Annotated in this window: 14 protein-coding genes; all 14 read right to left on the minus strand. The window is 66.7% G+C overall.

What is annotated here, in order from left to right; all coding sequences use genetic code 11:
• Window positions 1-4: 4 nt before the first annotated feature.
• Window positions 5-778 carry an SPDY domain-containing protein gene (locus ABT171_RS38025; protein ID WP_351251008.1) on the minus strand — a complete coding sequence of 258 codons (774 nt, stop codon included), beginning with the start codon at window positions 776-778 and terminating at the stop codon, window positions 5-7.
• Between the two features lie 598 nt (window positions 779-1,376).
• Complete coding sequence (locus tag ABT171_RS38030; RefSeq protein ID WP_351251010.1) at window positions 1,377-2,180, minus strand: SPDY domain-containing protein; 804 nt, start codon at window positions 2,178-2,180, stop codon at window positions 1,377-1,379.
• Window positions 2,177-2,539: a hypothetical protein gene (locus ABT171_RS38035; protein ID WP_351251012.1), complete on the minus strand. Its 363-nt coding sequence runs from the start codon at window positions 2,537-2,539 to the stop codon at window positions 2,177-2,179. The genes ABT171_RS38030 and ABT171_RS38035 overlap by 4 nt, the downstream gene beginning before the upstream one ends.
• A 21-nt stretch (window positions 2,540-2,560) precedes the next feature.
• Window positions 2,561-3,364, minus strand: a complete 804-nt coding sequence (locus ABT171_RS38040) for an SPDY domain-containing protein (protein WP_351251014.1) — start codon at window positions 3,362-3,364, stop codon at window positions 2,561-2,563.
• Window positions 3,361-3,744, minus strand: coding sequence for a hypothetical protein (locus tag ABT171_RS38045; RefSeq protein WP_351251016.1), 384 nt, complete (start codon window positions 3,742-3,744; stop codon window positions 3,361-3,363). Before ABT171_RS38045 ends, ABT171_RS38040 begins: the two co-directional genes overlap by 4 nt.
• Before the next feature lie 268 nt (window positions 3,745-4,012).
• On the minus strand, window positions 4,013-4,204 hold the full coding sequence (locus ABT171_RS38050; RefSeq protein WP_351251018.1) for a hypothetical protein: 192 nt from the start codon (window positions 4,202-4,204) through the stop codon (window positions 4,013-4,015).
• A 354-nt stretch (window positions 4,205-4,558) separates the two neighbouring features.
• A complete protein-coding gene (locus tag ABT171_RS38055) occupies window positions 4,559-5,317 on the minus strand; it encodes a hypothetical protein (protein ID WP_351251020.1) in 759 nt (252 codons plus the stop codon).
• 29 nt (window positions 5,318-5,346) lie between these two features.
• Window positions 5,347-5,880 (minus strand): hypothetical protein, encoded by a 534-nt coding sequence (locus ABT171_RS38060; RefSeq protein ID WP_351251022.1) that lies wholly within the window; start codon window positions 5,878-5,880, stop codon window positions 5,347-5,349.
• 176 nt (window positions 5,881-6,056) lie between these two features.
• Window positions 6,057-6,497, minus strand: a complete 441-nt coding sequence (locus ABT171_RS38065) for a hypothetical protein (RefSeq protein ID WP_351251024.1) — start codon at window positions 6,495-6,497, stop codon at window positions 6,057-6,059.
• 510 nt (window positions 6,498-7,007) lie between these two features.
• Window positions 7,008-7,262, minus strand: a complete 255-nt coding sequence (locus tag ABT171_RS38070; RefSeq protein ID WP_351251025.1) for a hypothetical protein — start codon at window positions 7,260-7,262, stop codon at window positions 7,008-7,010.
• 9 nt (window positions 7,263-7,271) lie between these two features.
• Window positions 7,272-8,489: a hypothetical protein gene (locus ABT171_RS38075; RefSeq protein WP_351251027.1), complete on the minus strand. Its 1,218-nt coding sequence runs from the start codon at window positions 8,487-8,489 to the stop codon at window positions 7,272-7,274.
• On the minus strand, window positions 8,486-9,367 hold the full coding sequence (locus ABT171_RS38080; protein WP_351251029.1) for a hypothetical protein: 882 nt from the start codon (window positions 9,365-9,367) through the stop codon (window positions 8,486-8,488). Before ABT171_RS38080 ends, ABT171_RS38075 begins: the two co-directional genes overlap by 4 nt.
• Window positions 9,368-9,823: 456 nt before the next feature.
• A complete protein-coding gene (locus ABT171_RS38085) occupies window positions 9,824-10,321 on the minus strand; it encodes a hypothetical protein (protein ID WP_351251031.1) in 498 nt (165 codons plus the stop codon).
• A gap of 124 nt (window positions 10,322-10,445) precedes the next feature.
• On the minus strand, window positions 10,446-10,772 hold the full coding sequence (locus ABT171_RS38090) for a hypothetical protein (protein WP_351251033.1): 327 nt from the start codon (window positions 10,770-10,772) through the stop codon (window positions 10,446-10,448).
• Window positions 10,773-10,943 lie beyond the last annotated feature (171 nt).

The raw sequence follows: 10,943 nt of genomic DNA on the forward strand, positions 1-10,943 counted from the left end.
GGAATCAGCGGGTGCGGCCGGGACCGGCGGACGGGCGTCGGGGGATGACGGTTGGTGCCGCCGGGGCCGCCTGACGGGCGGCGAGTTGGCGGACGCGGTCTTCCAGCGCGGAGGCGACCTGCCGGGCCGGTACTTTCTGGCGGGTGTGGCTGACGAGATCTGGGTCGCGGGTCGGGAGGCCGAGCACCGTGCCGGTGCGTGCTACCGGGTGGGGGTCGGTGAGCGCGGTGGTGAATGCGGCGATCAGGTGCTTGGGCGTGTGCCCCCCGAAGCGGGCCTGCCACACCGGGGGCCGTGCCTCGTCCAGGACAGCGCCGATCCACCAGGTCCCTGTCGTCTCGTGGACGTCGACCCGCACGGTGCCGTCGGGAGAGACGAACCGGTGGAGGTTGTAGGACGGCGACCACCCGGCGCTCATGAGCGGCGCCAGGGGGTCGTGGGGCTTGTCCCGGTCGGTGGTGGGATCGGTGAGCGCGTCGGTGAAGCCCGCGATGATCTCGACGGGGGTGCGGGCGCCGAAGCTCGCGTACCAGGCGGGCCGGTCCTCGGTGAGCGCGTGCTGGAGCGTCCACCACTGGCCGTCCGGATCCGGTTCCAGCCGTAGGAGGGCCTTCTGGTCGGGACTGGAGAGGATGACACGCGGCATCAAGGGGTCGTGGCCGTGGCTCCAGCCGCAGGCGCGGTGCAGGGGAACGGTGACCCACGCGGGATCACCGCCTCCGGCCAGGTGTCGCGGCGCGATGAACTCGACGTCGACCGTCTCGGAGTGCTCGTGCACCGCTACCTCCGTGCCAGGGCAGTCCGGCCGGCTGCCGGGGCCGGCCGCGTGGTCGGCGGCGGAGCCAGGGGCGACGGCGCGTGCCGGGCAGCGGTGTTGACCTCACGGATGACGTGACCGTGGGTGGCCCAGTCGTCGAGGTAGCTCCAGCACTCGGCGTGGTGCTCGCCAAGGGCGACGTCGAAGACTTCCGTCCCGGGCCTTGCGTCGGCCGGGAGACTCTCTCGGGTACGGAGCCATTCCTCGTGGAGCGTGTCGAGGCGCTCCAGCGCGTCGCGCAGGACGCCGAGCTGGTAGACCCAGCGGGTCTGCGCGGTGCCAGCCGGAACGAGGGGCAGTTGCGCGTCGGCGGTCTCCAGCAGGTGCCGGGCGCCTGCGCGCAGGTTCTCGAACGCCGCGGCGGTGTCGGCGTCGCGCTGTTGCTGGCGCAGCCCGTAGGCGTGGTCGTCGTACGGCCAGCCGTCGAGGTCGGTGTGCTCGTCCGAGTAGACGTTCCAGGCGTCGAGGATCTTCTAGGCCTCGTGGATGTAGCCGTCGAGGTGGTCCAGGAACTCGCGGTGAGCGTGCGGGTGGGAGATAGGGGTGTCCTTTCGCGGGGTCAGCGGCGGGCGGCCGGCCGCGCGGCGGCGGGCGCCGCCGGGGAGGTGCTGGGTTTGCTGTTCTGCCGGCGGGCGGCACGGACCTTGGCACGGATGCTGTTGAGACGGTCCGTGTGTGCCTCGACGATCTGCTCCGGCCTAAGCGGGCTGGGCGTCTGAACGGCGCTGTGGTGGGCGGTGCGGTCGCCCATCCCGCGCTGGAGCGGGGCGGGGTCGACGAGCGCGGTGAGGAAGGCGTTGACCAGGTGGCCGGGCGTGCGGTCGTCGAAGGAGGCGTGCCACAGCCGGGGGCCGTGGCGCCCGCGGTCGGGATCGTGGACCTCCACCTGCCAGGACGGGAGGGAGTCGGAGCGCCGTTCGAGGCGGCAGGCAGCGTCCGGTGAGCTGGCCGCGCCGCGAGCGTCCAGGCGCCATCCCGCAGCGTCCACCACATCCAGCGGGCTGCTGTGTTCGGTGGGTGCGGGGGCGACGAGGGCGTCGGTGAAGCCGGCGAGGACCTCAGAGGGCACGAGTTCGCCGAAGGTGGCGGTCCAGCCAGGCTCGGTGTCGGTGGATCCGGCCCACAGCCGCCACCAGGCGAACGTGCCGGACTCCGGGACGAAGTCGAGGCGGTAGCGGTGATCCGGGCTGCTCAGGACGATCTCGGGGCTGAGCGGGTCGGAGGTGCGTTTCCATCCGGCGGCGGCCAGGCCGTGGGTGACATGGCGGGCGTCACCGGGGCCGGCGAGGTGACGGGGACTGGTGTCGAACGGGATGCGCCAGGCGTGCCTCCTGGCGAATTCTTCGAGCTGCTGTCCGCTCACCGGCACGAGCCGCACCCCAACGGGCTTGTCGGCTCGCAGGAGGCGTACAAGGCGCGCAGGTCGTCGATGACGTAGTGGAGAGTGTGCTGGTCGGTCTGTTCCCAGGCGGCACTGCGCAGTTCCTGGACCAGAAGGTCGACCTTGTGGTCCAGCGGGGTGTCCGGGCGGTGGGTCTGCACGGTGCGGGCGAGGGCACGCAGGGCGTCGGCCAGCTGGACGGGAAGGCCGGTGTACTCGTCCAGCAACGGCTCGACCAGGGCGAGGGCTTCGGCTGGGTCCGGGTCCTGGCGCAGGTATTCGGTGAGGCGGGAGAGGGTCTCGGTGGCGGCGTGGACGCTGTCCGGGGTGAGGTCGGGCACAGAATTCCTTGGTGGTGCGGGTCAGCGGCGGGCGCGGAATGCGCCGGCACCGGCGTGGGGTCGGGGAGTGGTGCGGGGGCGTGGGCTGCGGACGGAGTTGCGGGCCCAGGTGGCGGCGCGGGCGGCGGCGATGCGGGCCTGCTGCCAGGCGCTGAGCTGGGAGGGCAGGACGGACACGGAGGTGGTCCGGATTTTCGTGCTGTGCGGGACGCGTCCGCGGGGGCGCATGACCGGCTCGGGAGAGGCCAGCGCGGTGGAGAAGGCTTGGACGAGGTGCATGGGGGTGCTGGGTGCGAACTGGGCGGTCCAGCCGTTGCCGCGCTCATCTCTGGCGCCCGACCACCACAGGGCGTTGCCGTCACCGTCCTGGCGGAAGTGCATCCACGCCGTACCGTCGGGGCTGGCCGCCGTGTAGTTCCGGCCCTCGAACTGCGTGTGCCAGTGCTGCTCTTGCAGGTGTGCCCACACGTTGGGGGCGTGCGCGGAGCGGGAGCGGGTGAGAGCGTCGGTCAGTCCGGCGACGATCTCCACCGGCGCCTGTCGGCCGATCACCGCCCACCACTCGGCCTGGTTGCCTTGTGCGGCACTGCGGATGGTCCAGCCGCCGGGCTGGGTGTAGGGGTCGTAGGAGAGACGGACCGCACGGTCGGGGCTCTCCATGACCAGAGGGCCCCCCTTCTTGGACTTGTCCTGCCAGCCGGAGGCACGCAGGAACTCCGAGACGTGACGGATGTCGCCTCCGCCGGCCAGCGCCCGAGGTTCGACGAGGTAGTGCTGCTCGGCCTGCTCGCCCGGTCCCCAGCCCTGCCACTGGGTCTTCCTCACCGGCGCCGCCGGGCGACCAGCGGGGCGGGGGCAGGGGGCTTGCTCGCTGCCAGGCCCGCCTGTGTGCCGGACTGGACGAGGGTGTCCTTGTGGTCGTCCAGGTCCAGGCCGATGCTGTGCAGCGCGTTCGCGGCTCGGCCCAGGGACAGCCACACTTCTGCCGGCAGCGCACCGCGTTCGGCCTGGTGCTGGGCAAGGCGAGAGCCGGCTTCTACGAGCTGGGTGAAAGCGCCGAGGATGCCGTCATCCGGGTTGAGGATGCGTGCGATGACATGGACGGCTTCGTCGGCAGGCAGCTGGTGCAGATCGGTGGAAAGGTACGCGAGCCGCTGGGTGATCTCGGCGGTCAGTCGGGCGGTGTTCTGGGTCGGGTGCGGCATGCTCCTCCAGGCGGTAGATCGGGATTACAGGCGGGTGGTCCGGCGGGCTTCACTGAGGGCGGCCTCGGGGCGCGCACCGGCCAGGAGACAGGTGCGCTCGGGACCTGCTGGGATGCAGGCGCGCAGGTAGCGGCGGAACAATGCGGTCGCCACGCGGGGGCTGAGGCGCCGGCTCATCGGCGGGGGCGTGCGGGGAGTTACGGGCTCTCCGAGTGGTTGTTTCGGTTCGGGGTGAGGGCGGGCCCCGGCTGGGGCCCGCCCAGGGGTCTTACGGAGTGCGCCGGGTGGAGGCGCGACGCCGGGTGGCGGCGGCAGGGCCTGGCGGGTGGGTGGTCTGGCGGGTGGCGGCGGATCGGATGTCGTTTACGGCCTGCTGGTAGGCGGCCTCGTCGAACACCTCGGGTATGCAGTTGACCTTGTATCCGGCCAGCAGGAGGGTGGGGATCGCGCGGGTCGCCACGCGCTGCTGCTCGGCGCCGCCGAGGTGTGCGGGGACCTCGTGCCAGATGTAGACGGGCTCAGCGGTGGGGAACTGGTGCCGTTCGAAGTCCAGCTGGTCGAGCTGGTCAAGCAGCCTCGCGGGCGTGCCGGTCGGCGTCTCGACGTAGATGTTGGGATTCAGCCATCTGCCGTAGATCTCAACGTCAGTGCCTTACTCGTCGGCACGGTTGCCCACGACTCTCCTGTTTCAGCGGTTGCGGGATACGGCAACGACAGGACGCTGTGCTGGGCTTTGCGTCCTCACGGCCGGATCCGGTTGGATGGGCATGCGGGCGACATCGTTCGGACGCATCGAAGTGGGGCTCGACGTCCCTCATCGTGTCCGTGCCGCCGACGCCCGGGACGCCGGCGGGGCCGGCGGTGCCGCCGGCGCCGTGGCAGTGGGAACGATCCGGCCGGAGGGGTGCTGGAGCGCGGTGCCGATGCCGTGGGCGCGCAGCTGCTGGCCGGTCTCGCGGATGGAACGCGCCTGCTTGTAGGTGTCGTCGCCGGAGAGCCGGTACGAGCCGGTCTGTTCGTCCTTGACGAAGCCGTTGGCGGCCAGCACGTTGGCGGCTGTTTCACCGACGGGGGCGGCGGCGAGGCTGCCGTCCGGCTGCCAGGTCAGCACGACCCGGTCCGGCTGCGAGGGAACGATGTCGTCCAGGGCGTTGTGGCGGACCCGGGCCAGGGCGGTGTCGTAGCGGGCGAGCAGGTCACCAGCGACCTGCTCTGCGGCGAGGAAGGGATCTTCGGTCACCGCGATGCCGTTGGGCTCGGGTACACCGCGGTACGCCTCGTCAGGCAGGCCGCGGGGTGCGACGGCGGCGATGAGGAAGCCGTTGCGCTCGTCGTGCCGGTCGAGAACGACGAGCTGGGCGCCGTCCGGACGGGACAGGAGTGCCGCCTGGCGCAACGGGTGCTCCGTGAGGGATTCGGCGACGAGGTCCAGGTCCCAGACGCGGTCGGCCAGTTCGGCAAGAGCGGCTTGGTCCTTGGCGGTGTGATGGATGCTGCCCCAGGCGCCGGGGAGTTCGCCGGCGAGAACGTCGGCGAAGGAGGCGAGACGCTCGGGGTCTTCATGGTGGTGCATGGAGTCCTTGGCAAGGGAGGGGGGTGGTGTCAGCGGCGCGGTCCGGCGGCCACGGGCGGGGGGACCGGGAGGGCGCGCGGTGGAGGTGGGCAGGCGCACACGGCGGACCGTTCGCGTCCGTCGGCGGGGACCCTCTTGGGTGCACGCGACGCGGTCGGGGTGCGGGGCGTGCCAGTCGGCGAGGGCATTGTGGGTGTGCACCAGGTCGGTGCGGACGACGGCGAGGCGCTCGTCGGCGAGATGGCGCAGCCGTCGCGCGGTGTACGGGGCAGTCGATGCGTCAAGAGCGTCGTGGAACTCGGTTGCAGCAGCCAGGACTTGGCGATTGCGTTGAGGATGCCATCGCACGGGGCAGTCAGCTCGGTCAGGATCTCGGCAACCTCCTCTGTAGTGGTCGCCTGCCGGATCCGGTCGGCGAGCGGGGCCACCGAGGCACCCAGCGGCTCGTACTGGGCCGGGCGGCGGTCGGTGTCGAAGGCCGGGTCGCAGTCGACCTGGTAGCCGACCGCCCGCAGCCTGGCCACCGCTTCGGTGGCCAGGCGGCTCTCCTCGTCGTGCGCCAAGCCGGCGGGAGCGCGGTGGTAGGTCTCGTGAAGGCGAATGGACGGGCACGAGGCCCGCCGGTTGAAGCACGCTGTGGGCTTCCGGATCGCCGCCGCGGGCAAGAGCCTCCTCGGAGTGCGGGTTGCGGCGGATGGTCAGGCGGCGAGGGCGCGGCCGGGGCGGCGGACAGGTAGGCTCACCGGCCGCCCCGGGCGTCGGCGATATGGACGAGCTGGCCGAGCGCCGTGGTGGTGTACCAGCCGCAGTCGATGACCGCGTCGGCGTGGTCGACGTACTTCGGCAGCAGGTGATCGCCCATGGCGCTTAGGTAGATCATGCAGTCCGGGCAGCGGCGCGAGAGGTGCACGAGGTAGCGCGGGTGCGCGGTGATGAACGTCTGAGCCCCGCCGTTGGGGTCGCGCAGCCGCCAGCCGTCCTCGTCGGTCGGGGTGTGCCAGGACGGGGCGACGACCTGCATCGCATCTCCCCACAGCTCGGCTTCCGCCACACCCTTGATGACCACGACTTGGTCGCCAGCCTCGAAGTGCCCATGGATGATGTCCCGAAAGGGGGTGAGGGGATCGGCTGTCGGTGCGAAGGCCGGGGTGGACGGTGGGGTCCAGGACGGTGGGAGCATGCGGATCCTTCCACGCTGTGCGTGTGGCGGTGGGAGGATTAATGGTCTGTAAGATCGCCGGTTTGGCTAACCGGCGATCTGCGGCTATGTTCCGCCAGGTTCGGCTGCCCCCACCTTTCTCCGCCCCGTCGAGCTGCCGCCTCGCGGGGCCCGGGAGATGAGCGGGCCGAAACCATCTGCCTCGCGCTGACCGCTGTCCGTCCCGCGAGCCCGTCGCCGTGCTCACGAAGCGGATGTCAGCTGCTCTCGGACCGAGTCATTGATCATCCCGGCGCACTGAACCCGCCCCCCGCTGAAGGCGTGTGTACATCGCAGCAGGGTGCCGATATGGAGAGCTGTGACGGGGCCGGACTACGGCGCTTGATACTTAAGGCCGGCAGGCTAATTAATGGTGGGACCGACAAGTTGTCTGTGTCATTCGATGCCGGTGGCGAGGCGGGCGCCGTTCGTGATGGTGCGTTGAGCCTGCCCAGATGAGCATCGAGCGAGAATATAGAACCAATCTTCTCCCTAGCTCGTAAGATCGCCTCCAAGGAGTATGACGCCACCCAGGAATACTAGGATCGTGCCGAATGCGAAGAATGCAAGGCTCGCCCTCCCGTTTGCAAGTTCCCTGACCAGCTTCCTGATAGAATCCACAAACTCGCTAGCGTCACCAAGAGTGCCGGAGATGCGAGCTTCGCGAAGCGCCGCAATTAAACCAACGATGATAAGCATTAGACCTACAGCAACTACGGAGGCTCCAACTATCTCCACCGATTTCACGATTCCTCCTTAATCGACCCCAGGGCCTAGGCAATAGAAAAAGATGGGTGACGGGTCTCCCATGCAGGCCCGCTCCAACTTTGCCCCCAGGAAAGTGCGTTGAATGGTGAGATCGCCAGTCCATCCTCGATAGAAGGCTGCTGCAAAATCGCGGGCAAAATAATTGGGCACCTCCACCCTCGGGGCAATTATTGAGGCTGCTGCACTTGAAATCCTAGCCGCTTGAGAGAATAGCTCTTTCCCTACCTTTCCTCCGGCGTGACAGCAATTTAGCCAAATCAGAGAGGGAGGGTGGTGATCCCGCTCTTTGAGCATTTCCACCGCGTCCTTGAAATCGAGAGTAGTGACTTTGTAACTTCCTTTCGGCCAAACCTTTGAGCCGTAGACAAGGTCAATACAAAAGGCGTCCCTGAAAGATTCCCCTACACGGCCGTGTGCATATACGTGAACATCGGATACCGGTCGTCCTGAGCCAGTTAGGTCCCGCGGGCTTAGAATGAAAAGAGCTGCGTCAATGTTGTCCTTGAAAGTGTTCGCAAAGGGGATGTCGGGCAGCACCTCGGCACCTCCTCCGCTCAGGCTGCTTTTCATGGATTTCCAATTCGGAGCATTCACGCCTCGTAGCATTACCCTAGCGGAAGGCTTGCTCGGCCCTTCAGGGATTATTGACCCTATTGTCGCCCCGTCCACGAAAATTGACTGCCACGCACTATAGAACGAAGGAAGTTGGGAAAGACTTGCCCAGAGATCATCGTTCCTAGTGGTGGGCGCGCCAAGAGGAAGTAGTTCCAGAGGAACATGTGCTGACGTCATATTGCGGCAAAAGGATTGTATTGTTGGCGCGTGGCGAGCTGCTGCGTAAGGATCTACCTCAGCTTGAGCCCACACACGTTGCGCGTGCTTCAATAGCTCGTTACGCAATCGGCTTCTACATTGCGCCGAAGAGACCAGATTCAGTGACGAGTACTGCCAGTATTCATTCGCCGCGCGAATGTAAGAATTGAGAGCCTCGGCCGCACCTTTCGCATTACCTGGCCCGACCGTTTCAAGCCTCTTTCGAAGATGTTCAACGTCCTGCTCAAGTCGTTCGTTCAAGCCGGGGAGGTCAATCTCCCGCACCTTCCAGACAATACGATCCGCAGTTCTCCAGCGGCTGACCAGACTGCCCCCAATTTTGACATTCAGCTCACCTCGGCTGACCTTCTGATCAAAGTAGAGGAAGCTCATGGGTTCCCCCAAATGTCTGGGGTAATTTCAAGCAATTGCAGTGAGCGCCCAGCTTGAGACACGTCAACAAGAAGGGCGTACTGCGAACTCTCCCCCGGTATTGGCTGCTGCTCCCGTGGGCGAGTCACGGTGAATTCAATTGGTTGCGATTTTTTGGCCGCGGGGACCTTCACTGCCAAGGAGTCGGGATATACCTCAAGCAACCCTCCCTCCAGTATGGAAATCTCAAAGGGTACCTCTTCCGACTCAGAGCCGTCCTCAACTCTTAGGCCCCCTGATACGTCATACTCACAGGCATCCGAAACTGCCTCTGGGATAAAGGTTACGACTAGGGTTCCCAAGAGAAGTTGCGATCCCCGAGCAGCCTTGACTTCAATCGCAACCCGGCCTCTATAGTTGTACCTTCCGCGCCAGGCTTCCGCTATCCGCTCAATGGCGACAGACGCCACATTCCTTTCAGACTCCGCACCAGAGATCGGCGTAAGTGTACGATTGATCCAGCCCCCTGAAATAAATCCGCATAGTCCTCCGAAGACCGCGCTCGACGCTAGGGGCGTGCCGTGCATCTCCAGATTGAAGAGGGCTATCACAGTCATCAGAGAAAAAGATCCGACGAAGAATCCACCAATGATCGGCGCTATCACTGCCAAAATTGCATGGTTCTCGATCGTTTTGATGAACTCGGGAAGGCCGCCGCGCCTGAAGAGTAGTGCTATGGATGAAGCAGCTGATCCGGCAGTTCCGCCTATCACTACTATGTTGTAATGCGTTCGCTCCAGGACGAGCATGGCCACTGTCAAGCCAGATGTAACTAGAGCAACGAGTCCAAGGACTCCGATCGCCGTGCGGGCGAAAGTCGACGGAACCACAGCCTTCATGGCTGCCTCCGATATCTAACCCATAGGCATAGTTTGCCACGAGGATGGGTGATCGTCTGCAGCTAGATATCAACCAATGTGCCGCATGAAGTAAGAACCAGCAACACGATCTTGTGTGGCATGAGCTGCGACTGTCCTGCCGTGAGTCATCGGACTCTCCATGGCGTCACGGCCATGTTGCGTTTGCGGTGGGCTCCCGCGTCCTCCTTGCCGAACCCAGGGTGTTACCCGTGGGTGGTGTGGCGAGAAAGTCGGCCGTCCGGGCCGCGAGGTGTTTGCGCGGCCCTTGGTGCCGAGTACCTCTGCTGCGGCAATCTTCCCGCAGGTTGGACGCCTGCTCAAGCCAGAGTAATTTGGTGGGGCCGGGAAACGCCCAACGCGACGACACGAAAGTGGGCACCCATTAGGGTGAGGGGCATTCAAATCCACACCGCCGGGGTGCCCCTGAACTGGCGGTCAGCGGAACGGGTTCTCCGTCCCGCGGTCCTGCTCCAGCCCGGCATCGAGGAGTTCGAGCAAGTCGGCACCGTCAGCGTCGCGCTGATCGATCCACCACCCGGCCCGTGTGACCGTACGGGCCTTCTCCTCCAGCTCTGCCCAGTCGGCCTCGTCCCAGGTTCCTTCGACGACGAGCGCGGTGTGCGCGGCACACATCAGTTGGTGGCGGGAGCGTTCACCCCAGTCCACGGCGCGTTCGGGACCTTCCAGCAGGGGCATGTCGAACTTGGTGGCCCACTCGGCGGCGGCCCGCTGTTCCTCGGCCCGCTTGGCGGCGAGCCACTCCTCCTTTGAGGCGGTGTCGTTGCTGCGGGCCGCCTTCCAGCAGTCGGTGCAGTCTCGTTCGCCGAGCCAGCGGGCGAACCCGGCGCGCCGGTCGGCGGCGCGGTCGGACAGGTCATGGACGACTTCGTGGCCGCAGGCGTGCTCAACGGTCCACTTCGTGCGGACAGCCATAGATCGATCTCCTTGAACGGGTCGTTGTGAGTGAAGGTGAAAGGTGTCCGCCGAGTCCACAGTCGGCCCTACGCTCGACGGGCGGCGGCCGTGCTACGGGGCGGCGCTGTGGGAGGTGTGGTGCTCAGGGCCGGGCGGGGCCGTATCCGCGGCGGCACGGGGTGCGGTACGGCGGCAGCACGCCAACCGTGGCGGCGAGATCCTCGGCCGCTGCGTGGACCTCACGGGTGAGGAAGGCGAGTTGCCGGCCAAGGGCGTCGAGCCGGGCGCCGATCTGCTGCCCGCGGACGGTGTCCAGGGCATAAGAGAAAGGCTGGCCGCGGTATCGAGGAGGCGCTCCAGCCGGACCAGGGGGCCGGCTTCGTAGCCTTGCTGCGCGAGCGGTGAGCAGAGCCTCGGAGACCTCGCTGACAGTGCGGGCCTCGATGATCTCCTGGAGCAGTTCCTGCACAGGCCGCTCGGGTGAAGGCTCGGGCCGGTTGAACTGGGAAGCGGTGTCCGGCCGCAGGACTCCGGGCGGGACCGCGGGGGGGGGTGCCTCTATGTCTTTCGTCAAGCGAGGCGTGGGGTTCTGGGTTCGTAGAAAGTGCCGTCGCGGAGGATCGCGAACAGCACGTTGATC

Source organism: Streptomyces sp. NPDC001851, from assembly GCF_040297165.1.
Classification (GTDB): Bacteria; Actinomycetota; Actinomycetes; order Streptomycetales; family Streptomycetaceae; genus Streptomyces.